We start from the raw sequence: 26566 nt of genomic DNA, 5'->3' as shown, positions 1-26566 counted from the left end.
CCACTTCGCCATCGGCCGGTGGGACCTGGCTGCTCCGTCTCGTCGGATGCTGACACGACGTGGTCCCCGGGCTCGACGATCGCGACGGATTGCTAGCTGGTCGGTCGAGTGTCGGCGGCGGGAAGCTTGCCTGCCGCGTGCCGCCCGGCGATGTAGCCGTAGACGAGGCCCTGGCCGATGGTGGCGCCGGCCCCGGGGTAGGTGCGGCCGAAGGCGTTGGCGGCGGCGTTGCCGATCGCGTACAGGCCGGGCACGGGGGTTCCCGCGTCGGACAGCGCCCGGCCGAAGCCGTCGGCCCGGATGCCGCCGCAGGTGCCCAGGTCGGACAGGACGACCTCGACGGCGTGGAGGGTGCCGGACAAGGGCCTCAGGTTGGGGTTGGGCGTCACCGTCGGGTCGCCGTAGTAGCGGTCGTAGGCGCTGGTCCCGCGCTGGAAGTCGTCGTCGATGCCGGCGGCTGCCAGCTGGTTGAACCGCGCCAGGGTGGCGCGCAGCGCGTCGGCGTCGACGCCCATCGACCGGGCGAGGTCACCTGGGTTGTCGGCGCGGTGCGCGACGCCCGCGTCGTACCAGGACTTCGGCAGCGGGGCCCGTGGGAAGTGCGCCCCGGCGAACACGTAGCTGTTGCGGTACCGCTGGTCGAAGAGCAGCCACATGGTCGGTAGCGACCCGCCGTCGCGCGCGATGCCGAGCACCGTCTGGCCGAAGGTCATGTAGTCGCTGGACTCGTTGACGAACCGGCGGCCAGTGCCGTCCACCATGAGCGAGCCGGGCAGGGACCGTTCGGCGAGGAGCACCTGCGGCGTGCCGTCGCCCACCGGCGCGACGGCGGGGAACCACCAGGCCTGCTCCATCAGGTCGGTGGCGGCACCCGCCTGCTGGGCGGCGCGTAGCCCGTCGCCCGTGTTGCTGTCCGCGCCGAGGCTCCAGTCCCGCAGCTCGGGGTGGTGGTGGGCGTGCCGCAGCGGCAGGTCGTGGTCGAAGCCGCCGGTGGCGAGCACGACCCCCCGACCGGCGCGCACGGTGCAGGTCGTCTCTCCGTGGCGCAGCTCGGCCCCGACGACCCGGTCCCCCTCGACCAGGAGACGCTCCAACGCCGTCTCCGTCCAGACCGGGATGCCGGCGCGGCGGACCCCGGCGAACAGGCCCGCTGCGATCGCCTGCCCACCGGCGGCGTACTCGCGTCCCAACAGCAGGCCCCCGACTCCCTGGGCGACGCGGGCCACGATGCGGGGAAGCGCGCGGCCGGGTGTCTTCGCCATCAGGTTGAGCCACTTGTAGTCCGCGCCGGTGACCGGCATGGGCACGGGCGCGGAGAGGACGGCGGGACGCAGGCGGGCGCGGTCGGCGCCGAGGATCTTCAGGTCGAGTGGGCGGCACTCGCAGCTGCGCCCGACGGCGGTGCCGCCGGGCAGTTCCGGGTGGTAGTCGGCGTAGCCCCGGGCCCAGAGGAACCGCATCGGGGTGGTGCGGGTGAGCATCTCGATCGTGGCGGTGCCATGGTCGAGAAAGCTGCGCCAGCGCTCCTCGGGCGCGGAGCCGCCCACCACGGCCTCGAGGTACGCGGCGCCGCGCTCAGGCGTGTCGCCGGAGCCTTCGGCGGCCAGCACCGGGTTGGCGGGGATCCAGAAGGCGCCGCCGGAGCGTGCGGTGGAGCCGCCGACCCAGCGCGACTTCTCCACGACCACGACGGAGAGGCCGGCCTCGTGGGCGCTGAGCGCGGCGGCCAGGCCGGTGCCGGAGCCGATCACGATGAGGTCGACGGTCGTCGACCGGGGTTGCCGGGGTACGGACATGGGGACGTCCTCCTACTGGGCGACGGGCCGAGTGCCGGCGTTGACGAGCGCCGTGCTGCCCTCGATGTCCAGGGGGCAGTGGGTGCCGGTGAAGATGCTGGCGGCGCAGAGGTTGCAGTGGGTGCATTGTGATCGGGCGGTGCCGTCGCGCTGGATCTTGTTGATCAGGTCGGGCTCCCGCAGCAGCGCGCGGGCCATCGCGACGTACTCGAAGCCGTCATCCATGGCGGTCCGCATACCGTCGAGGTCGGTCACGCCGCCAAGGAGGATCAGCGGCATCGACAGCTCACGGCGGAACTGGAGCGCGAGGTCGCGGAAGTAGAGCGGCTCGAAGGGGTAGTCGTGGAAGAGGAACCGGCCGAACAGCTTCATGCCGAGCCGCAGCAGCGGCGGCTGGGCCGCGGCCATCGCGGAGAGCGGAACGTCGCCCCGGAACAGGTACATCGGGTTGAGCAGCGAGGACCCGCCGGTGAGTTCGAGGGCGTCCAGGTGCCCGTCGGCCTGCAACATCTGGGCGAACGGGATCGACTCGTCGAGGTCGAACCCCCCGCGTACGCCGTCGGCCATGTTCATCTTCGCGATGACGGCGACGTCGTCGCCCACGGACTCCCTGACGGCGGCCAGGATCCGGCGCGGGAAGTCGGCACGGTTACGTAGCGAACCTCCGAACTCGTCGCGGCGGCGGTTGAGCTTCGGCGACAGGAAGGACCCCGCCAGGTAGGTGTGGCCCAGGTGCACCTCGACGGCGTCGAAGCCGACGTCGCGGGCGGCCGCGGCAGCCCGGCCGTGGGCGTGCACGATGCGGCGGATGTCGTCGTGGGTCGCGGCGCGGTCGAAGCCCATCGCCAGCGGGTTGAACCGTGCCGACGACGCGAGCGACGGCAGCCCGTTCGAGCGGGAGTTCGCCACCGGCCCGGCGTGCCCGATCTGGGCGCTGACCTTGGCCCCGGTGGCGTGCACGGCTTCGGTGAGCCGGCGTAGCCCGGGTAGCGCCTCGGGCCGCCAGTGGAGCTGCCCGCGTTCGGTGCGTCCCTCGGGCGCGACGGCGATGTAGGCGACCGTCGTCATGCCGACGCCGCCCCGGCCGACGGCGGTGTGGTATTCGATCAGCCGGTCGGTGACCAGGGCGTCCGGTGTCGCACCCTCGAAGGTGGCGGACTTGATGACGCGGTTACGCAGGCGCACCGGGCCGAGCGTGGCGGGGGCGAGCGGGTCAGGGGCAGGGGTAGGGGCAGGGGCCGGGATCGTCACGGGATGTCCTCGGGTGCGGTGATGTGGATGTCTAGCCATCGCAGCGCCGTGTCGACGGCGCGGGCGGGTGAACCGGCAGCGCCGTTGCGGGCCCAGTCGTACAGCGCCGCCTGGGCCGCCTCCCGGTAGGCGGTGGCGATGGCCTGGTAGATCGCCTCCGGTGCGCCCGGCCGGCGCCGGGCGATCTCGCGGGCGAGGGCCTCGGTCCAGGGCGCATAGGCTCGCACGGAAGCTTCGGCCAGCTCGGCTTCCTCCGCGACGATCCGCATCCAGTACCCGCCGGCGCTGAGCACGGGCACATCGTCGGAGACGGAGGCGACCACGGCGGTGCGCAGGGCGTCCGACAGCCCGGCGTCGAGGGGCAGCGCCCGGAACGCCTCGGTGAGTCGCCGGGTGGCGGCGGGCACACCCACCCAGGCGAGCGCGGCCTTGGAGGGGAAGTGCCGCATCAGGGTGCGGGCGCTGATGCCGGTGGCCGCGGAGATGTCGTCCCAGCCGGTGGCGTCGTAGCCGTGCTCCGCCCACAGCCGCAGGGCCGCGGTGCCGACGGCTTCGGGGTCGAGCACGGTCGGGCGGCCACGTCGGCGCGCGGGAGGGGTGGGCGAGACCATGCGACCAGTGAATCATTTATGGCGGGAAGCGTCAATAATCGCTCCCGGGTCTCTCCGCAGGTCATGACCCTCGACCGGGATCCTCGGCCGGTGGTGGCCGGACCCCGGCAACGAGGACATGGGCGATGACGCGAAGGACTGGCTCGCGCAACTCCAGGCGCGATCGAGGAGTGCGGCGCCGGCGTCGGCGAGGTGCCGCGTGCGGGTCGGGGGCGGTGGGGCGGATGTCACGGCCATCGCCGCCGCGGCGCGACTGCGGGTCGACGCGGGTGGCGACCGCGCGGGAGGCACTCAACCCCGATCCCTGCGCCGCCAACAAGGGCGGCGACTTCCTCAAGCGGGTACGGGGGGCGGCGCGCTCCCTCCACCCGAACTGCCGGTGCCCGGTGATTGGGCGTGGCGACCGCTCTGGACCTTGGTACGAAATGGCCCCTCCAAGGGCCGTTTCCTGCCAAGATCTACCACTGTCCCGAGACTCGGAACGCTATGCCCAGGGGGTGGGAGAGTGGAGTTCAGGCGGGCGGTTCGGGCGCCACGAACGAGCCCTTGCCCTGGTGCACCTCGATCCAGCCCCGCTCATCCAGGATTCGGAGGGCGAGCCTGATCGGCGTCGGGCTGGCGCGGTACTGCTCGCACAGTTCCGCGATGGACGGCAGCTTGTCTCCGGGTTGCAGGGTGCCGGATCGGATCGAGCGGATCACGTCGTCGATGACCTGCTCGTACAAGGGTTGTCGGGGCATGGCGGGCCGCCTCTCGTCAGCCCATCGAGCATGCCACCCAACATGACACTCAGTGCACTCAGAGTTGACTCTGTACTCACTGCACTCTAAGTTGACCCAGAGGTCCTCTCGTCAGCAGCGGAGCGCCTCTTCCGCAGGGCGGGGTGGTCCCCGTGCTGCCCCGCCCTGAACTGGACCCTCACTCACCAGCGAGGAGGCTCACCATGCAGGAGCGTCCGCCTGACGGGCCGCTGCCGGCGGCGCACCCCGTCCCGGGTGCCCGCCCTCGACACCCCGACGGGGATCAGGTGCCCTGTCCGCCCCGCCCGCAGCGCGCGCCGCTCACCCGTCGCCAGTACGCCTACGGCCTCACGGTCGCGTTGCTCGTACTCGTGCTCGTCGCGGTCGGGATCCTGCGGTGAGCGGGAGGGGCCGGCGGTGACCGGCCTGCCGGTGGGCCGGCGGATCGCCCAGTGGCGGGTGCGGCGCAACATGACGCAGCAGCAGTTCGCCGACCGCCTCGGCAAGTCGAAGAGCTGGGTGGACAAGGTCGAGCGCGGGGTGCGCCCGCTGGAACGGATGTCCAACCTGCGGGAGGTCGCCGAGGCGCTGCGGATCGACATGGAGGTCCTGCTCGCGGAGCGGATCGGGCAACCGGACGTCGCCGTCGCCGGTGTGGCGCGGGTCCGGGCCGCCCTGGCCCGCTACCACGTCGAGGCGTCGTCCCGGCCGCCCGACGTCGCGCAGGTGCGGGCCCGTCTCGACCATGCCGGGCAGAGCTACCGGCACGCCCGGTACCCGATGCTGCTCGGCCTGCTGCCCGGGTTGCTCGACGCCGCCCGCGAGGCGCGGGTCGCCCGCCCCGGTCGGGTCGCCGACGAGCTGCTGGTGTCCGCGTACGGGCTCGTCGCTCTGGTGCTGGTCAAGGTCGGCCAGGGGGAGTTGGCGTGGCTGGCCGCCGACCGGGGGACGGCTGTGGCGCTGGCCACGGACGATGCGCTGCTGGCCGCCGTCGCCACCGTACCGCTGAGTCAGGCGCTGCGGGCCGTCGGCCGGCGGCGCTCCGCGATGGAGACGGCGCTCGTGGCCGCCCGCCGTCTCCCGCCGCCCGAGTCGACCGAGTCGACCGAGTCGACCGAGTCGACCGAGCCGGCCCTGCCCCCGTCCGAGCCGTCCGAGCGTGCCCTGCCCTCGCCTGGGTCGGTCGATGGTGAACCGCCGCCGCGTGGGTCGGCCGAGGGTGCCCTCCCGCCGGGCGGTGACGGTGTCCCGTCGCTGCGCGTGACGTTGCTGCTCCAAGCCGCCCTCGCCGCTGCCGGCCGGGGAGACGAGCGCCGGGTGGCCGCCCTGCTGGACCAGGCCGAGGCGGCGGCAGCGGTCGGCGGCGGCTCCGGCCGGGCGTCGGTCGAGGCGGCGCGGGTGGTGGCCGAGGCCGCCGTCGGTGACGTGCGGACGGCGACGGTACGGCACGAACGCCTCGTCTCCGGTGAGCAGTGGCGGTGGCTGCCGCCCGAGCACCGGGCGGCGTACCTGCTGGACGTGGCCCGCGTACACGCGCTCGCCGGCGACATGGTCCGGGCGGGGCGGGCACTGCTGGACGCCGAACGCACCGCGCACAGCGAGGTGCACGACCGGCCGGCGGCGCGCGACCTCGTCGCCACCGTGGCCCGGTACGCCGCCGCTCCCGCCGGCCTGGCCCGTCTCGCAGCCGCCCTGCAGGTCACCTGAGCCCGTCTCGCAGCCTGCCCGAATCCACCTCCGACACGTATCGTTTGTATTACGTGGTAGAGGGGGGCGTCATGAAACTCAACAGCAAGGGCCAGGTCACGATCCCGGCCGCGTTGCGGGCCCGACACGGGCTGCACGAGGGCGACGAGGTCGACGTCGTGGAGGAGGGGGGTGCGCTGCGGATCGTCCGGGTGAGTGGCGCGGAGACCAGGGGCCAGCGCCTGGTCCGGCACATGCGCGGGCGCGGCGGTGCGAAGCAGACCAGCGGTATGTCCACCGACGAGCTGATGGAGCTGCTACGTGGGGAGTGAGCGTCTCCGCGCGCTGGCACCGCGGCCCGCCGACTCCGCCACGACGCTGGTGGACACGAACGTGTTGCTCGACATCTTCACCGACGACCCGAACTGGGCGGGCTGGTCGAGTGACGCCCTCGCCGCTGCTCGGGACACCGGCGCCCTGGTGATCAATCCGATCGTCTACGCCGAGGTCTCCGTGCGGTTCGACACCATCGAGGAGTTCGACGAGGCGCTTCCCGCAGCGGACTTCCTCCGCGAGGAACTGCCCTACCCGGCCGGGTTCCTGGCCGGGAAGGCCTACGCCAGATATCGGTCCCAGGGAGGGGCCAAGCGATCGCCGATCGCCGACTTCTACATCGGGGCGCACGCCGCGGTGTGTGGGTACCGGCTGCTCACCCGCGACGGCGCCCGCTACCGCACCTATTTCCCGAGGCTCGATCTGATCACCCCGACGGGCTGAGGCCGCGCGGCCCGCCGGCCGACGCCCTGCACGAACCACCTTCGGCGTCACCTGAGCCCGGTTGGCCGTCAGGCGAAGTGGCGTCCGGAGCGCCAGTCTTCGGCGTTCTCGCGCCACATCGACCAGGTACGCCACAGGAAGACGCCGCCGCCCACACCCCACGCCACAGCGAAGAGGACGCCGAGCCACGCCATGACGGTGTCGTCGCCGATGCGTACGTCGCGCACGATCCCGGTGGGGTCGGCGGGGTCGTAGAGCACGGTGGCCGCGTCACCCACCACGGGTCTCCGGTGGTCGGCGTTACGCCAGCAGCGAGCGGTAGAGGTCGAGGGTGCGGGCGGCGATGGCGTCCCAGGAGAAGTGGGCGACGGCGCGCTTGCGCCCGGCCCGGCCGAGGTCGGCGGTGCGGGCCGGGTCGGCCAGCACCTCGTTCATCGCCGCCGCCAGGTCGGCCACGAAGCGGTCCGGGTCCAGCGGCCGGCCGCTGCCGTCGGTGGCCTGCGCGATGGGCACCAGCAGCCCGGTCTCGCCGTCGGCGACCACCTCGGGGATGCCGCCGGTGGCGGTGGCCACCACCGCCGTCTCGCACGCCATCGCCTCCAGGTTCACGATGCCCATCGGCTCGTAGACGGAGGGGCAGACGAAGACCGTGGCGTGGGTGAGCACCTGGATCACCTCGTGCTTGGGCAGCATCTCGGCCACCCACACCACGCCCGAGCGGTTCGCCCGCAGCTCGGCGACCAGGCCCTCCACCTCGGCGGCGATGTCCGGGGTGTCGGGGGCCCCGGCGAGCAGCACCAGCTGGGTGTCCGCCGGCAGGTCGCGCGCCGCGCGCAGCAGGTAGGGCAGGCCCTTCTGCCGGGTGATCCGCCCCACGTATACCACGCTGGGGCGGGCCGGGTCGATGCCGAGCCGGTCCACCACGTCCGTGCCGTGGTCCGGGGCGTACTGGGCCGTGTCGATGCCGTTGTGCACCACCCGGACCCGGTCCGGGTCGACCGCCGGGTAGGCGGCCAGCACGTCGCGGCGCATCCCCTCGCTGACCGCGATGACCGCGTCGGCGGCCTCGAACGCCGTGCGCTCGCACCAGGAGGAGAGCGCGTAGCCGCCGCCGAGCTGCTCGGCCTTCCACGGCCGCAGCGGCTCCAGGCTGTGCGCGGTCACCACGTGCGGCACGCCGTGCAGCAGCTTCGCGGTGTGCCCGGCGAAGTTGGCGTACCAGGTGTGGCTGTGCACCACGTCGGCGCCGGCACACGCCGCCGCCATCTCCAGGTCCACACCCATCGTCCGCAGCGCGGCGTTCGCGCCGGTCAGGCCCGCCGGTTCGGCGTACGCGGTGACTCCCGGCCCGGTGCGCGGCTCGCCGAAGCAGTGCACTCGCACGTCGGCGAGTCGACGCAGTTCACGGGCCAGGTACTCCACGTGCACGCCGGCGCCGCCGTACACCTCCGGCGGGTACTCCCGGGTCAGCAGATCGACGCGAAGCGGTGCGGATGCCGTCATCCCCCGCACCCTAGTGCAGGAGTGTGCCCGTACGAGTGGTGAAGTCCCACGGGGATGGATAGCGTCTGGACATGGCTGCCAAGGTGCTCGCGATCGTCCTGGCCGGCGGAGAAGGTAAGCGCCTGATGCCGCTCACCGCGGACCGGGCCAAGCCGGCTGTCCCGTTCGGCGGGATGTACCGCATGGTCGACTTCGTCCTGTCCAACCTGGCGAACGCCGGATATCTCAAGATCGTCGTGCTGACCCAGTACAAGTCCCACTCGCTGGACCGGCACATCACCAAGACCTGGCGGATGTCGACCCTGCTCGGCAACTACGTCACCCCCGTGCCGGCACAGCAGCGTCGTGGCCCGTGGTGGTTCGCCGGCTCCGCCGACGCGATCTACCAGAGCTTCAACCTCATCCACGACGAGCAGCCCGACCACGTGATCGTCTTCGGCGCCGACCACATCTACCGGATGGACCCCCGGCAGATGGTGGAGGACCACATCGCCTCCGGCGCCAGCGTCACCGTGGCCGGCATCCGCCAGCCGCTGTCGACGGCCGACCAGTTCGGCGTCATCGAGGTCGGTGAGGACGGCCGGCGGATCCGGGCGTTCCGCGAGAAGCCCACCGACGCCGTGGGCCTGCCCGACGCGCCCGACCAGATCTACGCCTCGATGGGCAACTACGTGTTCAGCACCAAGGCCCTGTGCGAGGCGGTCGAACGCGACGCGGAGGACAAGACCAGCAAGCACGACATGGGCGGCAGCATCATCCCGATGCTGGTCGAGCGCGGCGAGGCCAACGTCTACGACTTCCGCGACAACGAGGTGCCCGGCAGCACCGACCGGGACCGCGGCTACTGGCGCGACGTGGGGACGCTCGACTCCTTCTACGACGCCCACATGGACCTGATCAACGTGCACCCGGTGTTCAACCTCTACAACTTCGACTGGCCCATCTACACCGGGCAGCTGACCTACCCACCCGCCAAGTTCGTGCACCAGTGGGGCGAGCGGGTCGGCCGGGCGGTCGCCTCGATGGTCTCGCCCGGCGCGGTGATCTCCGGCTCGCTGGTGGAGAACTCGATCGTCTCGCCCAAGGTGAAGGTGCACTCCTGGGCGCACGTGGACGGCGCGGTGCTCATGGAGGGGGTCGACATCGGCCGGCACGCCGTCGTCCGTCGGGCCATCCTCGACAAGAACGTGATCGTGCCCGAGGGCGCCGAGATCGGCGTCGACCTGGAGAAGGACCGGCAGCGCTACACCGTCTCCGACAACGGCATCGTGGTGATCGGCAAGGGACAGAAGGTGGAACCGTGAGCAGTCACCCCCGGGCCGGTAAGCCCGCCCAGCCCGCCGACCTGGTCGACGTGCCGCGACTGGTGACCGCCTACTACGCCGAACACCCGGACCCGCAGGACCCGGCGCAGCAGGTCTCCTTCGGCACGTCCGGGCACCGGGGGTCGAGCCTGCGCCACGCGTTCAACTCCGACCACATCCTCGCGGTCACCCAGGCGCTCTGCGACTACCGGCGGGAGCGGGGCCTGGACGGGCCCCTCTTCCTCGGCCGCGACACCCACGCGCTCTCCGCCCCGGCCGCCGTGGACGCGCTCGAGGTGCTCGCCGCCAACGAGGTCAGCGTGCTGCTGGACAGCCGGGACGGCTACACGCCCACCCCGGCGGTGTCGCACGCCATCCTCGCCCACAACCGGGGGCGCACCAGCGGGCTCGCCGACGGCATCGTCATCACCCCGTCGCACAACCCGCCCGACGACGGCGGCTTCAAGTACAACCCCACCCACGGCGGTCCGGCCGACACCGACGTCACGAAGTGGATCCAGGACCGCGCCAACGCCATCCTCGCCGACGGCCTGAAGGAGGTCCGGCGCATCCCGTACGCCCGGGCCCGCGCCGCCGACACCACCGGGTCGTACGACTTCCTGGCCCGCTACGTCGACGACCTGCCGGCGGCGATCGACATCGACGCGATCCGCGACGCCGGGGTGCGCATCGGCGCCGACCCGCTCGGCGGGGCGAGCGTGGCCTACTGGGGCGAGATCGCCGAGCGGCACCGGCTGGACCTGACCGTGGTCAACCCGACGGTCGACCCGACCTGGCGGTTCATGACGCTGGACGGCGACGGCAAGATCCGGATGGACTGCTCCTCGCCGAACGCGATGGCCTCCCTGATCGCCGCCCGCGCCGACTACCAGGTCTCCACCGGCAACGACGCCGACGCCGACCGGCACGGCATCGTCACCCCCGACGGCGGCCTGATGAACCCCAACCACTACCTCGCGGTGGCGATCGCCCACCTGTTCCGCACCCGGACGCAGTGGGGCCCCGCCGCGGCGGTCGGCAAGACGCTGGTCTCCTCCTCGATGATCGACCGGGTCGCCGCCGACCTGGGCCGCCCGCTGCTGGAGGTGCCGGTCGGCTTCAAGTGGTTCGTGCCGGGGCTGCTCGACGGCGCGGTGGGCTTCGGCGGCGAGGAGAGCGCCGGGGCGTCCTTCCTGCGCCGCGACGGGAGCACCTGGACCACCGACAAGGACGGCATCCTGCTCTGCCTGCTCGCCGCCGAGATCATCGCCACCACCGGCCGCACCCCCAGCCAGCACTGGACGGAGCTGGCCGAGCGCTTCGGCGCGCCCGCGTACGCCCGCATCGACGCGCCCGCGACCCGGGAGGAGAAGGCCGTGCTCGGCAAGCTCTCGCCCGAGCAGGTGACCGCCACCGAACTGGCCGGCGAACCGATCACCGCGACCCTCACCACCGCCCCGGGCAACGACGCGCCCATCGGCGGGCTCAAGGTGACCACGGAGTCCGGCTGGTTCGCCGCCCGGCCGTCGGGCACCGAGGACGTCTACAAGATCTACGCCGAGTCGTTCCAGGGCCCGGAGCACCTGGCCCGGATCCAGCAGGAGGCGAAGGACCTCGTCACCGAGGTGCTCGAGCGCAGCTGAGCCCGGTCGCGCCCCCACCCCGCCCGGTCAGCGGGGTGGGGGCAGCTCGCGGCGGTTCAGTCGCTCCCGCAGGCTCTCCGGTAGCAGTTCGCGGAGCTGCTCGGGAAGCAGCGGCAGGTCCAGCAGGCTCAGCTTCAGCTGGTTGCGTTCCTGGTAGCGGCGCGGGTCCAGGCGGACCACCAGGCCGGCGTCGGGCCGGTAGCGGATCTGCACCACGCCGTCGGTCGCGGCGTCGCGGATGACGATGCCGTCCACCTCCACCGCCACCGGCCCGGACCCCTCGCGCAGTTGCAGGCGGACCGTCTCGTGGGGGGAGAGCACCAGTGCACGGGAGATCCCGGCCATCGGGGCGGACGGCGTCACCACCACCGCCTCGGTGGCCGGCGAGACGAGCGGGCCGCCCGCGGCGTAGCTGTAGGCGGTCGAGCCGGTCGGGGTGCTGACCACCAGCGCGTCGCAGCGGTAGTAGCCGTACTGCTGCCCGTCGACCGCGAGGGAGGCGCTGACGAAGCCCGCACCGGGTTGGCGGATCAGCGCGACGTCGTTGAACGCGACGAGGTCGTCGCCGCAGACGTCGCAGGCCAGGCAGCTGTGGCTCTCCACCGTGAAGTCCTGCGCGACCAGCCGGTCCAGCGCCGTGGAGAGGTCCTGCGGCTCCACCTCGACCAGGAAACCGAGCTTGCCGACGTGCACGCCGAGCACCGGCTTCGGATCCCGGACCGCCGAACGCAGCGCCCCGAGCATCGTGCCGTCCCCGCCGATGGCGATCAGCGCGTCGGAACCGGCCGCCACCTCGTCCGCCGGCAGCGGCTCGACCGTGGCCGGCACCCGGTCCCGGTCCTCCGTGCGTACGGCCAGGTCGATGTGGTGCCGGGCGGCCCAGGTCACGATGGTGCCGACCACCGCGGAGACGTCCCGGGTGGGATGCAGCACCAGCCCGAGCCGGCTCCGGTCCATGCCTACAGCTCACCACATCCGGGGGCCTCCGCACGGGCGTACCGCGGGGCGGGGAGTGGGCGCGTGAGACACCACCGCGTCACGCCCGTGCCACCGTGCGTGACGCGCCGGTGCGCCGGTCGTTGGTTGAGGCGGGCGCGGGCCGAAGGGGCCGACGTGCCGTGCCCGCGCGCAGGTGGCGCACCGGGCGGGACCTACGAGGAGGACCGATCTTGAAGATCGTCGTTACCGGTGGTGCCGGGTTCATCGGCGCCAACCTGGTACGCGCCCTGGCCGACGCGCCGACCGTCACCGACATCGTCGCGGTGGACGACCTCTCCACCGGGTCGCTGGACAACCTGATCGACCTGCCGGTCCGGCTGTTCACCGGGACGATCCTCGACCCCGACCTGCTTGACGAGGCGGTGCGCGGGGCGGCCAGCGTCGTCCACCTCGGCGCCCTCGGGTCGGTGCCCCGCTCCATCGACGATCCGCTGCGCAGCCACCACGCCAACGCCACCGGCACCCTCAGCGTGCTGGAGGCCGTACGTCGCCACCGGGTCCCCCACGTCGTGGTCGCCTCGTCGTCCTCCGTCTACGGCGCCAACCCCGTCCTGCCCCGGCAGGAGTCGCTGCGACCGATGCCGGTCAGCCCGTACGCGGTCTCCAAGCTCGCCACGGAGGCCTACACGCTCGCGTACGCCTCCTGTTACGGCATCGGGGTGCTGCCGTTCCGCTTCTTCAACGTCTACGGGCCCCGCCAGGCCGCCAACCACGCGTACGCCGCCGTGGTGCCGAGGTTCGTCTCGGCGGCGCTGGCGGGCCGGCCGCTCCAGGTGCACGGCGACGGCACCCAGACCCGCGACTTCACCTACGTCGGCAGCGTCACGGACGTCATCGTCGACGCGGTCCTGCGCCGCGTCTGCGCGCCGGACGTGGTGAATCTCGCCTTCGGCGCGCGGATCTCGCTGCTGGAGCTGATCGCGGAACTGGAGGAGGTGCTCGGCCGCCGCCTCGAGGTGGTGCACGGCCCGCCCCGCGCCGGCGACGTCCGCCACTCCGACGCCGACAACGAGGTGCTGCGCGGGCTCTTCCCCGACGTGACGCCGGCGCCGCGTGCCGAGGCGCTGCGGGAGACGGTGCGCTGGTACGAGGCGCACGCGGAGCAGCCGGTCTGATGGCCGACCGGCCACCGGTCGCCAGCCGGGCTCCGGCGGCCCTGGTCGACGCCGCCACGGGTGCGGCACCGCGACAGGACGCCGCACCGGCGGAGCCGCGCCACGCCGACCCGCACCGGGAAGCCGGCCGGTCCCGCAGCCGCGCACTGGTGACGGGCATCGCGTCGTCGCTCGGGGGCAAGGCGGTGGGTCTCGTGGCGCCGCTGCTGATCACGCCGGTCGCCTTCAACGATCTCGGCGCGCAGCGGTACGGCCTGTGGATGGCGGTCACCTCGCTGACCGGCATGGCGCTCTTCGCCGACTTCGGGCTGGGCAACGGGCTGCTCACCCGGCTCGCCCGGCTGCACGCCACCGGCGACCGGCAGGCGGCGGCCCGCGAGATCGCCAGCGCCTACGCGATGCTCGGCGCGCTGGCCGTCGGCCTGCTGGCGGTCCTGGTGGCCACCGTACGGGCGGTGCCGTGGCCCACGCTGTTGAACGTCACCGATCCGGCGGTCGCCCGGGACACCCGGGCGGTGGTGCTGCTCTGCTTCGGCGCGTTCCTGGCCAACATCCCGCTGGGTCTGATCCAGCGCGTCCAGTACGCGCACCAGCAGGTCGCGCAGAGCAACCTGTGGCAGGCGGGGGGCAGTGTCGTCTCGGTCGGGCTGGTCTTCGCGGCCGTGGCCGCCGACGCCGCTCCCGTGCTGGTGGTCGGTGCCGCCGTGCTCGCCGTGCCGCTGGTGAACCTGGGCAACTCGATCTGCTACTTCGGGTGGCAGAACCGCCCCCTGCGGCCCCGCCCACGGCACGTACGCCGGGCGGCGGCACACGGCCTGCTGCGGCTCGGGGTCAGGTTCTTCGCGCTCTCCGTGCTGAGTTCCGTGGTGCTCAACATCGACGGTTTCCTCGTCGGGCGGGTGATCGGCCTGGAGGCGGCGGCGAACTACGCGGTCGTCCTGCGGATGTTCGGCCTGCTCGCGCTCTTCGTCACCCTGGTGAACCTGCCGCTCTGGCCGGCCAACGGCGACGCGCTGGCCCGTGGCGACGTGAGCTGGGTGCGGCGCAGTACGCGGCGGATGGTGTTGCTTTCGGCGGGTGTCGTGCTGCTGCCCGGGCTGGGTCTCGTCCTCCTCGGCGACGAGGTGCTCCGCCTCTGGGTGCGCTCCGCCGAACTCGCACCGGTGCCGGGGGCGCTGCTCGTCGCTCTCGCCGTCTGGTCGGTGCTGGTCGCCGTGGCGGCTCCGCTGTTCATGGTGCAGAACAGCATCGGTCTGCTCCGGCCGCAGTTCCTCGGCTGGGCGGCGTGTCTGGCGGTCACCGTACCGCTCAAGGTCGTGCTGGCCGACCGGGTGGGGCTGACCGGTGTGGCCGTCGCCGCTGCCGTGGCCTACGCGGCCACCGTCCTGCCGGCGGCCCTCGTCGGCTACCGCCGGGCCCTGACCGTCGTTTCCGATCCCATTCCGCACGATCCCGAGGTGGAACAGAGTGTTCAGTACAGTGCGCGGCATCGTCACCGCCCTGCGGGACCGGCGAGCGGCGGCCCGTGACCCGGAGGGGTTCGCCCGTTCGCTCGGGGTCGACCTGCGCGGGCGGGTGCGCTTCTACGGCATCGACCGGGGCATGTTTGGCTCGGAGCCCTGGCTGGTGACCCTGGGCGACAACGTCTACGTCACGGCCGGGGTCCAGTTCGTCACCCACGACGGGGGGACGCTGATCCTGCGCAAGGAGGACCCCGATCTGGAGTGGACCGCGCCGATCAGCGTCGGCGACGACGTCTACATCGGCGTCCGGACCATCGTCATGCCGGGGGTACGGATCGGCGACCGCTGCATCATCGGTGCCGGCTCCGTGGTCACCCGCGACATACCCGACAACAGCGTCGCCGCAGGGGTGCCGGCCCGGGTCATCCGCACCACCGACGAGTACCTGGCGGCGATGCGGGCGAAGTCGCTGCGCGTGGGGCATCTGCCGGCCCAGGAGAAGGCAGCCGCGATCCGGGAGATCTACGGTGTCGGAACCCGCTGACCAGGGCGTTCCGACCGTGAACAGCGCTGCGGCGCGTAAGGAGGGGTGAGGCGGATGCGTGTCGACACCCGTCGACCGGGCCCGCTCGCCGGGCGCCTCGCGGGGATGGCGGACGGCCTGCTCACGGCCGGCACCCGGCTGCGCCGCGCGGTGCGTGGGTGGGCCACGGCCCGACGCTTCGCCGCTCGGGGGGACCGGGTGACGTTCGACCCGGACGGCGTCTACACCTACGGGACGATCGAGCTCGGCTCGGACGTGGACCTGGGTTACCGGCCCGTGCTGATGGCCGCCCGCAGCCGCATCCGGATCGGCAGCAACGTCATGTTCGGGCCGGAGGTCACCATCCGGGGTGGCAACCACCGCATCGACCGGGTGGGCGTGCCGATGATCGCGGTGCGTAAGCAGCCGGGGGACGAGGACCTCGACCGGGGCGTCACGATCGGCGACGACGTCTGGGTGGGTACGCGGGCGATCATCCTGCACGGTGTCACCGTGGGTCGTGGCGCGGTGATCGGCGCGGGAGCCGTGGTCACCCGTTCGGTGCCGCCGTACGCGATCGTCGCCGGGAACCCGGCGCGGGTGATCCGACTCCGCTGGCCGGTCGAGACGATCATCTCGCACGAGCGGGAGTTGTATCCGCCGGATCAGCGCCTGCGGGCTGCCGACCTGGCCGGGTTGGCGGAGTTCACGGCCCCGGCCCCACGTCCGGCGTCGGTGACGAATCCACTCACCGCCGGCCGCCACGACCGGTAGTCGAAGGACCGGGCCCGCTCCCGGGCGTGCCGGCTCATCCGCCACCACCGGGTCTCGTCGAGGGCGAGTGCCCGGGCCAGCCCGTCCCGGACGTCCTCGGCGTGGGGGCCGGCCAGGACGATGCCCTCCCGGCCGTCGACGATGTGCCGGGCCAGGTCGCTGGTGTGGTTGAGCAGGACGGGACAGCCGGCCGCCAGGCTCTCCGGCACCTTCGAGGGGAACCCGGCCCGGGCGTATCCGGCGGTCGGTCGTACCAGCACCGAGAAGTGCGCGCGGGCCAGCTCCTCGAGCACCCGCTGGCGTGGCAGCCGGCCCAGGAACGTGACCTGGTCACCGAGTTCGGCCAGGGCGGGTTCGTCCAGGTCGGAGGCGACGGTGGCCTGGTCGCGGCTGATGCCGGCGATCACCAGCCGGACCCGGGCGCGATCGGCGGGGGGCAGCAGGCGGATCCCCGCGAGTACGACACCCAGCAGGTCCTTGGGGCCGGCGGAGCCGGCGTAGAGCAGTCGCAGGCCGTCGCGCGGCGGCGGGGGCGCGGGGTTGCCGTAGCCGGCGCAGTCGACCTGCGGCGGGACCACCATGGTCTGCCGGCCGTGCCGGAGGAAGTGTCGCTCCAGCGTCTCGGAGATGACGATGACCCGGTCGGCCGTGCGGCCGGCGACGAGGGCGGACCACCGGTGCCGGATGAAGTACGGAGCCAGCCGGCCGTGCGGAAACTGCTCCGGGTCGTGCCGCTCCACCACGTCGACGGTCAGGGGACAGCGCAGCGCCATCCGCAGGACGGCCCAGGTGGTGAGGGTCCACAGCCCCAGTGGCAGGTAACACCCGACGAGTTGGTCGGTGCGTATCCCCGCCCGCCGCAGCGCGGCCAGTACCCGCAGCGGGCGGGTGCGCTGACGCAGCCAGCGACCGAGCCGGCCACCGCCGCCGCCGACCAGCGTGACGAGTCGTACGTCGGGGGGCAGGTCCGGTGCGGGATCGGGACGGCTGCCGTCGGCCGGCCAGTCGTTGACGACCACCGTGGTGGCGCCGTCGGGAGTGGCGGAGCGCGCCAGGTGCAGCAGCCGGTTCGACATGGCGTCCCCGTGCGGGAACCGGTACGCCCCGACCACCAGCAGCTTCGGTGTGCCGTCGCTCCGATCTCCCCGTGGCCGCACTGAGGGGTGAGGCGGTTCCTGTGTTCCCATACCATCCATCCGCTTTTGTGGAGTGTCATCCGTATTGTAATCACTTGTCCGTGTTACTTTACGTGCTCCCACTGTCACCAACGATCACGCAGTCAGACGGTGCCGCCCAGGTCGAAGTGGAGTGCCCGTGGAGTTGTCCGCCCCGCCGCCCGGTCCGGACCGGGCGCCCCCACCGGGCGGCCGGTCCCGACCGGTCGTCGTGCAGCACTCGGCCGGTCGCCCCGGAGCCAACGGGCCGCTGACCGCCGTCCAGCGGGTGCTCGCCTCGCCGCTCGCCGAGCGGTACGAGTTCGTCCGCATGCACCAGGACGCCGGCAACGGGGGCGTCGACGCGTCCCTGCTGCGCGAGTGGGTGCGGCTGCTGCGCCGGACGCGTCCGGACCTGGTGCACGTACGCGGACTCCAGAACGAGGGGTTCCACGGCGTACTCGCCGCCCGGCTGGCCGGCTGTCCCCGGATCCTGGTCACCGTGCACGGCACCGTGCGCGACCTGCGACAGGACGGGCGGAGTTGGCGACGGCGACTGCTGACGCACGGCGCGGAGCCGGCCACGCTGCGGATGGCCAGCCACGTCGCCACCGTCTGCGAGTACGCCGCCGGGCGGGACTTCCTCCGCCCGTACGCCCGGAAGTTCGTGGGTGTGATCCCCAACGGTGTCCCGGTGCCGCGCGACCCGACGGCGGCCCGGGAGCGGATGCGCGCCCAGCTCGACCTGCGCCCCGGTGACGTCGCGATGATCGCGGTGGCCCGGCTCACCTGGGACAAGGGGTACGGCGTCCTCGCCGACGCCCTGCGCCGGCTGCCGGTCGGCGGCGCCCGGCGGGTGCTGCTCGTCGCCGGCGACGGTCCGGAACGGGCCGGGATCGCCGCGGCGCTCTCCGGCGCGGACGGCACCGAGGTGCGGCTGCTGGGCAACCGGCTGGACGTGCCGGACCTGCTCGCCGCGGCCGACGTCTTCGTCTTCCCGACGCTGCACGAGAACATGTCCAACGCGTTGCTGGAGGCGATGGCGCACGGCCTGCCGGTGGTCGCGTCGGCGGTGGGCGGCAACGTCGAGGTGCTGCGCTCCGGCGGCGGCCGGCTGGTGCCGGCGGGCGACCCGGACGCCCTGGCGGCGGCCCTGGCGGGGCTGCTCGACGAGCCGGGGGAGCGGCGCCACCTGGGGCAGCTGGGCCACAAGGTGGTCGTCGAGAGCTACAGCCTCGACGTGATGCTCCGGGCTCTCGACGGCATCTACCAGCGGATGCTGCGCCGGTGACCGCGCCGGAGAGCGGCCCCGTCCGGGTGGTCCTGCTCGGCTTCACCGTGCCGGACGACCTGTTCGCCGAGGTCATGGCCCGGGACACGATCATGGCGGTGCAGACCCACACCTTCGCCTGGGGGCTGGTCCGCAGTCTGCGCGCCGCAGGCTGTCCCGTGTCGCTGCTCTCGGCGGCTCCGGTCTCCAACTGGCCGGGCAACCGCCAGCTCCGGTTCCGCTCCGGCACGTTCCGGCAGGAGGGCGTCGACGGGCGGCTGCTCGGCTTCGTCAACCTGCTCGGACTGAAGCACCTGACCCGGTTCCTGTCCGTGTGGCGGACCGGACGGCGGATGCTGCGGGGCGGGAAGGCGGACGTCCTGCTGGTGCACGGGGTGCACTCGCCCTTCCTCTGGTTCGCCGCGCTGTGCGGGCGTCGCCTGGGCGTACGGGTGGTGCCGGTGCTGACCGACCCGCCGAGCGTCGACCTGCCCACGGACGGCTGGCTGGTCCGGCGGCTGCGCCGGCTGGACCGGGCGCTGGTCCGCGCCGCGCTGGCCCGCTGCTCCGGGGCCGTCACGCTGACCGACGCGCTGGGCGAGGACTTCGCTCCCGACCTGCCCCGGCTCGTCATGGAGGGCATCTTCAACCCGGCGGACCCCGCCGTCGCGGCGACGGGACGGCCGACCGCGACCGGCACCCGGGAGGTGGTCTACGCCGGTGGGCTGAGCCGGGCGTACGGCGTCGACCGGCTGGTCGAGGCGTTCCGGGCGCTGCCCGGCACCGACCTGCGGTTGCGGGTGTACGGCCGGGGCGAACTCGACGGTTGGCTCCGCGACCAGGCGGCGGCCGACCCGCGCGTGGCACCGCCCGAGCTGCTGCCCCGGGAGGCGTTGCTGCCCCGGCTGGCCAGGGCCGCCGTGCTGGTCAACCCGCGCCCGGTCGACCAGGACTTCGTCCGCTGGTCCTTCCCGTCGAAACTCATCGAGTACCTGTCCGCCGGCGTGCCGGTGGTGACGACCGCCCTGCCGGGCATACCCGACGAGTACCGGCCGTGGTTGCTGTTCGCCGAGACTGACACGGCCGACGGGCTGCGCGAGGCGGTCGACCGGGCGCTGCGACTCGGCCCGGCGGAACACGCCCGGATCGCCCACGGCGGCGCCGCCTTCGTACGCGAGACCCGCGGGCCGTCGGCGCAGGGCCGGCGCATGCGCGACTTCCTCGCCGGGCTGTCCGCCGCCGTGCAGGTCGACCTGCCGGTCCAGACGAGGCGGACGCCGCCGCGCCGCCGCACGCTGACCCGTCGGCGCTGACGCCACCCGGCCCCCTGCCGGCGGTGATCCTCTCGGTGGCCGCGGTGGTCGAACCGATGCCCAAGTCACTCGACGGTCAGCTCCGTCGGGTCGTCGCGTGCCCCGTCCGGTACGTCGGGAGCCGCCCCGGCAGGAAGGCGTCGGACCGCCGACGTCGGCGGCGGCCACGGCGCGGCGTCGCCAGTGCCACGGGCAGCCGGGACCAGAGGCCGAGCACCAGCCAGGCGACCGGCGAGATCTCCCAGTGCCCGCTGAGCCAGATGGGGGTCCACCCGACGATCAGGGCCCCGGCCAGCATCGCGTTGCGGCGCCCGGACCCTGGCGCGGCGCCCGCGAGCACACCCGCGATCAGCGCGACGAAGATGACGATCCCCACCAGGCCGACGTCGTTGCCGAGCGTGAGCAGCAACGAATGCGCACCGATGCCGAAGTAGGGGTTCACGCTCGGGAAGGCGCCGACGCCGATGCCCACGAGCGGCGACTCCCAGAAGGTGGCCTCGGCGATCGGCCAGACGAGCAGCCGCCCGGAGAGGTCGTCCAACGGTCTGCTGAAGAGGGCGTCCAGCAACTCGGGACGGTGGCGGCCAAGGTGGCCGAAGGGCACGACCGCCAGCAGGAGGGCCGACACCGCCGCCGACCAGGCCCAGGCGTCGCGGTGGAAGAGGGCCAGGAGCAGGTAGCCGGCGACGGCGGCGAGCGCGACGAGGCTGGCCCGGGTGCCGGTCAGCGCGATCGCGTGCACGAGCAACGGAAGGAGCGCCCAGAGCACGGCGCGGACGAGCCGGTTTCCGGCGCGGGCCACCAGCAGCATGACGCAGACGAGAGCGCCGCTGGTCAACGCGTAGGCGGTGTAGTTGACCCCCACGTTGTCGAGACCGACGCGCAGCACCGGTTCTTCGCTCTCGCCCGCGAGAATGACCTGGACCGCCGTCCAGGTCGTACCGCTGAGCAGGGCGGCGGCCACGGCCAGCAGCCGTCCCCGGGTCGTCAGCACGTGCCGGGCGGCGATCAGCAGGAGCGTGACCGTCCACCAGGACCGCACCGCCGTCTGACTGGCGGTCGGGTCGCGGGTCCAGATCAGGGTCGCGGTGATCCAGCCGCAGAGCAACAGCCCCAGGTAGTCCACCGGCCCGAGCCGGGGAACCCGTCCACTGCCGAGCAGCGCGAGCCCGGCCAGCCACAGCCCTGACGCGTACACCGGGGCGGGGTCGGCGGGCGCGAGCGCGGCGGCGAGGCCGATCGGCAGCACGCCGAGCCAGGTCAACCCCCAGCGCGGCGGCGCGGGCGCGGCGTGTGCGGGGCCGGCCGTGCGTTGTGCGGGCACGCGGCTGCGGGGCATCCGGCTGCCGGGCGCCCGCGTCGCCGACCGGTCCCGCACGGCCGTGTCCGCGCCGTACCGTCGGCTCACGGATCTCCTCCTTCGCGGGGCCGCGTCCGGTCGTCGCCCGCCGTCCGACCGATCGCCGCCCGGCGGTACGACGCGGCGTCGGCCGACCGGAGTGGGCGTGTCCGTCTCGGGAGGGTCAACGAGGAAGTTGATCCGAGGTGGTGTCCACGCGCGACCCACCTGCCCTGACATGCGGCCGTGACCTTCGCGGGCTGCCCGTCGTTGACCGGTTTGCGAGCGCAAAACGGGCATTTCACCCTGCCGGCGCCGGTACGGCGGGCAGCACGCGACATCGGGGGAGACAGTTGAAGATCGTGGTCACCGGCGGAGCCGGCTTCATCGGCTCGAACCTGGTCCGCGTGCTCGCCGAGCAGCCGCGGATCAGCGAGATCGTGGTGGTCGACGACCTGTCGACCGGTTCGCTGGACAACCTGCTGGACGCGCCCGCCCGCGTCCTCACCGGCTCGGTCTGCGACCCGGACGTGCTCGACGACGCGCTGCCGGGCGCCGCCAGCGTCGTGCACCTCGGCGGCCTCGGGTCGGTGCCCACCTCGATCGAGGATCCGCTGCGCAGCCACCACGCCAACGCCACGGGGACGGTGAGCGTGCTGGAGGCGGTACGCCGCCACGGCGTGCCACACGTGGTGGTTGCCTCCTCCTCCTCGGTGTACGGGTCGGCTCCGGGCCTGCCCCGGCACGAAGCGCTGCGGCCCATGCCGGTGAGCCCCTACGCGGTGTCCAAGCTCGCCACCGAGACCTACACCCTCGCCTACGCTGCCTGCTTCGGCATCCAGGTGCTCCCGTTCCGCTTCTTCAACGTGTACGGGCCCCGGCAGGATCCCGGGCACGCCTACGCCGCCGTGGTGCCGAGGTTCATCGCCGCCGCACTCGACGGCCGGCCCCTGACGCTGCACGGCGACGGCCGGCAGACCCGCGACTTCACCTACGTCGCCGACGTCACCGACGTCATCGCCGACGCCGTGGTGCGCCGGGTCGGCGCGGCCGACGTGGTCAACCTGGCGTTCGGCACCCGCACGTCGCTGCTCGAACTGGCCGCCGAGCTGGAGGTCGTGTTCGGCCGGCCGCTCGAGCTGGAGCACGGCCCGCCGCAGCCGGGCGACGTCCGTGACTCGCAGGCCGACTGCGCCCGGCTGCGGGAACTGTTCCCCGCCGTCCGGCCGCGCTCGCTGCGCACCGGTCTGCGGGCCACCGTCGAGTGGCAGGCGGCTGCTCGCGCGCTGAGTCGCGTCTAGGGCGGCCGGAACGATGCACCGCGCCGTCACGGAGCCGGCCGACGCTCGTCCCGCGCCGGTCGATCCCGGGGCGGCTGATCCCGCGTCAGCCGATCCCGTGGCGGTCGACCCCGCGTCGGCCGACCGGGGCCGCGACCGGAGGCTGGTCGCCGGCATCGCGACGTCGGTCGGCAGCCGGGCGGTCGGCGCCGCCGTACCGCTGCTGCTGCTTCCGCTCACCCAGCGGTACCTCGGCACGGAGCTGTTCGGCCTGTGGCAGGCGGTGACGGCACTCACCGCGATGGCGGCCTTCGCCGATCTCGGCCTCGGGAACGGGCTGATGACCAAGCTGGCGGACGCCCACGCCCGGGGCGACGTCACGCAGGCCAGACGCTACGTCTCCACCGCCTACCTGACCCTGGCCGGCGCGGCGGGTGCGGCCTGCGCCGCCCTCTGGATCGGAGCGCTCGCCGTTCCGTGGGCCGCCGTGTTCAACCTGCCCGACGCGGAGCTGGTACCGACGGCCCGCGCCATGACGCTGGTCTGCCTGACCGTCTTCATCCTCAACGTGCCGATGTCGCTGGTCGTGCGGGTGCAGTACGGCGTCCAGCAGGTCGCCCGGGCCAACTCGTGGCAGCTGGCCGGTTCCCTGCTCTGCCTGCCGCTGACCCTGGTCGCCGTGGCGCTCGACGCCGGGCCGGTGCCCCTGGTGGCCGCCGCGGTGAGCGGCCCGCTGCTGGGCAACCTGGTGAACAGCCTGTGGCTCTACACCCGACGGATGCCGGAGCTGGCCCCGTCGCCGCGGTGCGTGGAGGCCTCCGCAGCCCGGGCGCTGCTCCGGCTGGGCGGGATGTTCCTGCTGCTCACGGCGGTGCTGACGGTCGCGACCAACACCGACCCGCTGATCGTCGCCCAGACCCACGGACTGGCCGACGTGGCCGTGTTCGCCGTGGCCGCCCGCCTGTTCACCCAGCTCGGGCTGTTCATGTCGATGGCGACCACGGCGTTGTGGCCGGCGCACGCCGAGGCGCTGACCCACGGGCGGGTGGCCTGGGTCCGCCGCCTCACCGGTCGGATGACCCTCGCCGCCGTGGCAGCCGTCGGGCTGCCCAGCGTCGTGGTGGTGCTCGTCGGCGGGCAACCGCTGGCCGCGCTGATGGGGATGGCACACGCGCCGGACCGGTGGCTGCTCGCCGGCCTCGGCGCCTGGTGGACGGTGCTCGCGGTGGCCTCGCCCTGGTTCATGGTGCAGAACGCCGCCGGGGTGGTCCGCCCGCAGCTCGCCGGCTGGACGGCGTACCTCGTCATGGCGGTGCCGCTGAAGTGGTGGGGCGCCGGGGCGCTGGGGCTGGCCGCGGTGCCGTGGCTGGGCGCGGCCGTCGGGCTGGTGACGGTGGTCCCGGCGGCGCTGCTGGGTTACCGCCAGGCCGTGGGCCGGGCCCGACCGGCGGCGTACGGGCAGCGGGTCACGGTATGAGCGGGCAGCCGGACCTGCCCCGCGTCCTCGTCGTCGGGGCGGAGCCCTTCCAGGCCACCACGGGCAGCGGCGTCACGCTGGCCAACCTCTTCGAGGGGTGGCCCCGGGACCGGCTCGCGCAGGTCTACACCGCCGCCGTGGAGCCCTCCACCGAGGTCTGTTCCCGGTTCCATCGGGTCGACCCGCGCAGCAGCCCCGTCGACCACTACGGACGGCGCCTGCTCGGCCGCGGTGGCGGGCTGTGGGAGCGGGACGATCCGGCGATCGGGGCGATACCGGTGTCGGCGGGGGCGCCCTCGTCGGCCCGGCTGCACGCCGAACTGCGGGCCCTGGCCGATCTGAGCCCGCTGCGGGTGGCCGGCCGGTTGGCCGGGTGGGTCCGGGCGTTCCGACCCGACGTGATCTATTCGATGCTGGGCAGCGTCCGGATCATGCGGCTGGCCGACCGGCTGGCCCGGTGCGGTGGCGCACCCCTGGTGCCCCACTTCATGGACGACTGGCCGGCGACCCTCTACGCCTCCGGCGAGCTGCTCGGCTACGGGCAGCGCTCGGTCCGGCGCCACCTGGACCGGGTCATGGACCGCTGCGTCGGCGGCCTGTGCATCAGCGACGCGATGGCCAGCGAGTACGAGCGGCGGTACGACCGGTCGTTCGCGGCGTTCGCCAACTGCGTCGACGAGAGCGCCTTCGTCGAACCGGTGGACGGCTCGGCGCAGCCCGGGGCGCTGCGCCTGAGCTACGTGGGGGGCCTGCACCTCGACCGCTGGGCGGCGCTGCGTCAGGTCGGCCTCGCCCTCGCCGACCTGCCCGGCGACCTGCCTCCACCGCGGTTGACGGTGCACGCGCCCGAGGCGGACCTGGCCCGCTACCGGGACCGGTTCGCCGACTGCCCGCAGGTCCAGCTCGGCGCGCCCCTGCGTGGCGCGGAGGTCACCCGCGCGTTGGCCGGGGCGGACGTCCTGGTGCATGTGGAGTCGTTCCGGCCGGAGCTGCGGCGCTACACCCGTTTCTCGCTCTCGACCAAGATCCCCCAGTACCTGGCCGCGGGGCGACCCGTCCTGGCGTACGGGCCGGGAGAGCTCGCCTCCATGCGGCACCTCAATGCCGCCGGGGCCGCCGTGGGGGTGGGCGTCGAGGACCGGAGACAGCTGCGGCAGGCCCTCGAACGGCTGTGCCGCGACGGTGCCCTGCGCGGCCGACTGGCCCGTGCCGGGCACGACTGGGCGTGGCGCCACCACAGCAGGGGTCAGGTGGCCCGGGCCTTCGCCGCCCGCCTGACGGAGGTCTCCGCCGTGGCCGTACCCGGCCCGGTGTCGGAAAGGACGGCGCGGTGACTGATTCATCCGACTGGGTGGCCTACGTGGGGCCGTTCCGCTACCCGTGGGGCGAGGCCTGCTCCCGGCGGGTCGACGGGATCGCCCGGTCGCTGGCCCTGGCCGGCCGACACGTGGTGGTGGTCGGCGGTGAGCACACCCCGGCCGAGCCTCGACCCGTCGAGGTCGCGGCGGGGCCGGGCACGATAACCCACGTGGGGGTGGGCGAGCTGCCGCCCGTCGGGGCGAGCCCAGCGGCCAAGGCGACCCAGGTGCTGCTCCGCTGGGGGGCGAGGACGGTCGCGTGGCTGGCGGCGCAACCGACCCGGCCCTCGCACGTCGTGGTCTACGGGGGCGGGACGCCGTACATGGTCCACCTGCGCCGGTGGTGCCGGCGCCACGGCGTGCCGCTGGTGGTCGACGTGGTCGAGTGGTACAGCCCCCGGCAGCTCGCCGGCGGAGCGCTGGGTCCCCTGCACCTGTCGGCGAAGCTCGCCCTGCGCCACCACTATCCGCGCTGCTCCGGCGTCATCGCCATCAGCACCCTGCTCGAGGAGCACTTCCGGCGGCGGGGCTGCCCGGTGGTGCGGGTGCCGCCGACCCTCGACGTGCGGCAGTTGGCGGTCGCACCACAGCTCCCGCCCACCGAGCGCGACGAGCTCACCCTGGTCTACGCCGGCACCCCCGGGCGCAAGGATCTGCTCGGCACCGTCGTCCAGGCGGTCGAGGCGGTGGTGCGCTCCGGTGCGCGGCTGCGACTGCGGGTGGTGGGGCCGTCCCGCCGACAGCTGCGGGACCTGCTCGGCACCGAGCCGCCGGAGATGGTGGAGGTGGTCGGCCGGGTACCGCAGTGGACGGTGCCGCAACTGCTGCGCGAGGCCGACTTCAGCGTCCTGCTCCGGCCGCCGGCACGGTACGCCAACGCCGGATTCCCCACGAAGGTCTGCGAGTCGATGGCGAACGGCACCCCGGTGATCTGCAACCTGACCAGCGATCTGGGCCGCTACCTGGAGGACGGCGTCAACGCCCTGGTCTGCGCCGACCACTCCGTGAACGCGCTGGCGGCGACGCTGCACCGGGCGGTGCGGCTGACCGCCGAGGAACGGCTGCTGATCCGTAAGGCCGCCCGGGAGCAGGCGCTGGACTCCTTCGACGTCCGGGTGTACGCACAGCCGCTGGCGCGCCTGCTCGACACCGTACGGGAGACGTCGGGCACCGGACACGGGGGACGCTGA

At 73.4% G+C, this 26566-nt stretch carries 25 protein-coding genes; 16 read left to right on the top strand and 9 right to left on the bottom strand.

Annotated elements, in window-relative coordinates; translation table 11 throughout:
- Window positions 1-92: 92 nt before the first annotated feature.
- The 4 genes from ACGFIG_RS23420 to ACGFIG_RS23405 form a co-directional block, all read right to left on the bottom strand.
- A complete protein-coding gene (locus tag ACGFIG_RS23420; protein WP_393006125.1) occupies window positions 93-1796 on the bottom strand; it encodes a 3-ketosteroid-delta-1-dehydrogenase in 1704 nt (567 codons plus the stop codon).
- A gap of 12 nt (window positions 1797-1808) precedes the next feature.
- Complete coding sequence (locus ACGFIG_RS23415) at window positions 1809-3047, bottom strand: NADH:flavin oxidoreductase (RefSeq protein ID WP_393006123.1); 1239 nt, start codon at window positions 3045-3047, stop codon at window positions 1809-1811.
- Window positions 3044-3613 carry a helix-turn-helix domain-containing protein gene (locus tag ACGFIG_RS23410; RefSeq protein ID WP_393006121.1) on the bottom strand — a complete coding sequence of 190 codons (570 nt, stop codon included), beginning with the start codon at window positions 3611-3613 and terminating at the stop codon, window positions 3044-3046. Before ACGFIG_RS23410 ends, ACGFIG_RS23415 begins: the two co-directional genes overlap by 4 nt.
- A 557-nt stretch (window positions 3614-4170) precedes the next feature.
- Window positions 4171-4398 carry a winged helix-turn-helix domain-containing protein gene (locus ACGFIG_RS23405; RefSeq protein WP_393006119.1) on the bottom strand — a complete coding sequence of 76 codons (228 nt, stop codon included), beginning with the start codon at window positions 4396-4398 and terminating at the stop codon, window positions 4171-4173.
- A gap of 203 nt (window positions 4399-4601) precedes the next feature.
- On the opposite strand from ACGFIG_RS23405, the gene ACGFIG_RS23400 reads away from it, so the two are divergent.
- From ACGFIG_RS23400 to ACGFIG_RS23385, 4 genes are all read left to right on the top strand, one after another.
- Window positions 4602-4799, top strand: coding sequence for a hypothetical protein (locus ACGFIG_RS23400; protein WP_393006117.1), 198 nt, complete (start codon window positions 4602-4604; stop codon window positions 4797-4799).
- Window positions 4800-4815: 16 nt separating this feature from the next.
- Window positions 4816-6105, top strand: a complete 1290-nt coding sequence (locus ACGFIG_RS23395) for a helix-turn-helix domain-containing protein (protein WP_393006115.1) — start codon at window positions 4816-4818, stop codon at window positions 6103-6105.
- 71 nt (window positions 6106-6176) lie between these two features.
- The gene (locus ACGFIG_RS23390) at window positions 6177-6416 is read left to right on the top strand and encodes an AbrB/MazE/SpoVT family DNA-binding domain-containing protein (RefSeq protein ID WP_327027552.1); all 240 of its coding nucleotides are present in this window, start codon (window positions 6177-6179) and stop codon (window positions 6414-6416) included.
- Window positions 6406-6861, top strand: a complete 456-nt coding sequence (locus tag ACGFIG_RS23385) for a type II toxin-antitoxin system VapC family toxin (RefSeq protein WP_393006113.1) — start codon at window positions 6406-6408, stop codon at window positions 6859-6861. Before ACGFIG_RS23390 ends, ACGFIG_RS23385 begins: the two co-directional genes overlap by 11 nt.
- Before the next feature lie 68 nt (window positions 6862-6929).
- Here ACGFIG_RS23385 and ACGFIG_RS23380 read toward each other — a convergent pair whose 3' ends face one another.
- The gene (locus ACGFIG_RS23380) at window positions 6930-7139 is read right to left on the bottom strand and encodes a hypothetical protein (RefSeq protein ID WP_393006111.1); all 210 of its coding nucleotides are present in this window, start codon (window positions 7137-7139) and stop codon (window positions 6930-6932) included.
- Between the two features lie 22 nt (window positions 7140-7161).
- The gene (gene glgA / locus ACGFIG_RS23375) at window positions 7162-8364 is read right to left on the bottom strand and encodes a glycogen synthase (protein WP_393006109.1); all 1203 of its coding nucleotides are present in this window, start codon (window positions 8362-8364) and stop codon (window positions 7162-7164) included.
- Between the two features lie 71 nt (window positions 8365-8435).
- Between glgA and glgC the strand changes: the two genes are divergently transcribed.
- Both glgC and pgm read left to right on the top strand, forming a co-directional pair.
- Window positions 8436-9668, top strand: a complete 1233-nt coding sequence (gene glgC / locus ACGFIG_RS23370) for a glucose-1-phosphate adenylyltransferase (protein WP_393006107.1) — start codon at window positions 8436-8438, stop codon at window positions 9666-9668.
- Window positions 9665-11311 (top strand): phosphoglucomutase (alpha-D-glucose-1,6-bisphosphate-dependent), encoded by a 1647-nt coding sequence (pgm, locus tag ACGFIG_RS23365; protein WP_393006105.1) that lies wholly within the window; start codon window positions 9665-9667, stop codon window positions 11309-11311. Before glgC ends, pgm begins: the two co-directional genes overlap by 4 nt.
- A 27-nt stretch (window positions 11312-11338) precedes the next feature.
- Here pgm and ACGFIG_RS23360 read toward each other — a convergent pair whose 3' ends face one another.
- Window positions 11339-12268, bottom strand: a complete 930-nt coding sequence (locus ACGFIG_RS23360; RefSeq protein ID WP_393006103.1) for an NAD(+)/NADH kinase — start codon at window positions 12266-12268, stop codon at window positions 11339-11341.
- Window positions 12269-12480: 212 nt separating this feature from the next.
- On the opposite strand from ACGFIG_RS23360, the gene ACGFIG_RS23355 reads away from it, so the two are divergent.
- From ACGFIG_RS23355 to ACGFIG_RS23340, 4 genes are read left to right on the top strand one after another with little or no spacing between them, the layout of a single operon-like run.
- Window positions 12481-13425, top strand: coding sequence for an NAD-dependent epimerase/dehydratase family protein (locus ACGFIG_RS23355; protein ID WP_393006101.1), 945 nt, complete (start codon window positions 12481-12483; stop codon window positions 13423-13425).
- Entirely contained in the window at window positions 13425-14954 is a 1530-nt protein-coding gene (locus ACGFIG_RS23350; protein WP_393006099.1) for a lipopolysaccharide biosynthesis protein, read from the top strand. Before ACGFIG_RS23355 ends, ACGFIG_RS23350 begins: the two co-directional genes overlap by 1 nt.
- Window positions 14893-15432 (top strand): DapH/DapD/GlmU-related protein, encoded by a 540-nt coding sequence (locus ACGFIG_RS23345; protein WP_393006097.1) that lies wholly within the window; start codon window positions 14893-14895, stop codon window positions 15430-15432. Before ACGFIG_RS23350 ends, ACGFIG_RS23345 begins: the two co-directional genes overlap by 62 nt.
- 54 nt (window positions 15433-15486) lie before the next feature.
- Window positions 15487-16185, top strand: a complete 699-nt coding sequence (locus ACGFIG_RS23340; protein ID WP_393006095.1) for an acyltransferase — start codon at window positions 15487-15489, stop codon at window positions 16183-16185.
- On the opposite strand, the gene ACGFIG_RS23335 is transcribed toward ACGFIG_RS23340, so the two are convergent.
- On the bottom strand, window positions 16077-17261 hold the full coding sequence (locus ACGFIG_RS23335; protein WP_393006093.1) for a glycosyltransferase: 1185 nt from the start codon (window positions 17259-17261) through the stop codon (window positions 16077-16079). The genes ACGFIG_RS23340 and ACGFIG_RS23335 overlap by 109 nt on opposite strands.
- A 238-nt stretch (window positions 17262-17499) precedes the next feature.
- On the opposite strand from ACGFIG_RS23335, the gene ACGFIG_RS23330 reads away from it, so the two are divergent.
- On the top strand, window positions 17500-18630 hold the full coding sequence (locus tag ACGFIG_RS23330; RefSeq protein ID WP_393006091.1) for a glycosyltransferase family 4 protein: 1131 nt from the start codon (window positions 17500-17502) through the stop codon (window positions 18628-18630).
- Window positions 18627-19922, top strand: coding sequence for a glycosyltransferase family 4 protein (locus ACGFIG_RS23325; protein WP_393006089.1), 1296 nt, complete (start codon window positions 18627-18629; stop codon window positions 19920-19922). Before ACGFIG_RS23330 ends, ACGFIG_RS23325 begins: the two co-directional genes overlap by 4 nt.
- Before the next feature lie 76 nt (window positions 19923-19998).
- On the opposite strand, the gene ACGFIG_RS23320 is transcribed toward ACGFIG_RS23325, so the two are convergent.
- Entirely contained in the window at window positions 19999-21330 is a 1332-nt protein-coding gene (locus ACGFIG_RS23320; protein WP_393006087.1) for an O-antigen ligase family protein, read from the bottom strand.
- Window positions 21331-21623: 293 nt separating this feature from the next.
- Between ACGFIG_RS23320 and ACGFIG_RS23315 the strand changes: the two genes are divergently transcribed.
- From ACGFIG_RS23315 to ACGFIG_RS23300, 4 genes are all read left to right on the top strand, one after another.
- On the top strand, window positions 21624-22562 hold the full coding sequence (locus tag ACGFIG_RS23315; RefSeq protein ID WP_393006324.1) for an NAD-dependent epimerase/dehydratase family protein: 939 nt from the start codon (window positions 21624-21626) through the stop codon (window positions 22560-22562).
- Between the two features lie 97 nt (window positions 22563-22659).
- Window positions 22660-24018 (top strand): lipopolysaccharide biosynthesis protein, encoded by a 1359-nt coding sequence (locus tag ACGFIG_RS23310; RefSeq protein WP_393006085.1) that lies wholly within the window; start codon window positions 22660-22662, stop codon window positions 24016-24018.
- The gene (locus ACGFIG_RS23305; RefSeq protein WP_393006083.1) at window positions 24015-25352 is read left to right on the top strand and encodes a glycosyl transferase family 1; all 1338 of its coding nucleotides are present in this window, start codon (window positions 24015-24017) and stop codon (window positions 25350-25352) included. The genes ACGFIG_RS23310 and ACGFIG_RS23305 overlap by 4 nt, the downstream gene beginning before the upstream one ends.
- Window positions 25349-26566 carry a glycosyltransferase gene (locus ACGFIG_RS23300; protein WP_393006081.1) on the top strand — a complete coding sequence of 406 codons (1218 nt, stop codon included), beginning with the start codon at window positions 25349-25351 and terminating at the stop codon, window positions 26564-26566. The genes ACGFIG_RS23305 and ACGFIG_RS23300 overlap by 4 nt, the downstream gene beginning before the upstream one ends.

It is taken from the genome of Micromonospora sp. NPDC049048, from assembly GCF_043197615.1.
Taxonomy (GTDB): Bacteria; Actinomycetota; Actinomycetes; order Mycobacteriales; family Micromonosporaceae; genus Micromonospora.
The sequence above is the reverse complement of the archived record's forward strand: the minus strand, read 5'-3'. Positions and strand labels throughout refer to the sequence as shown.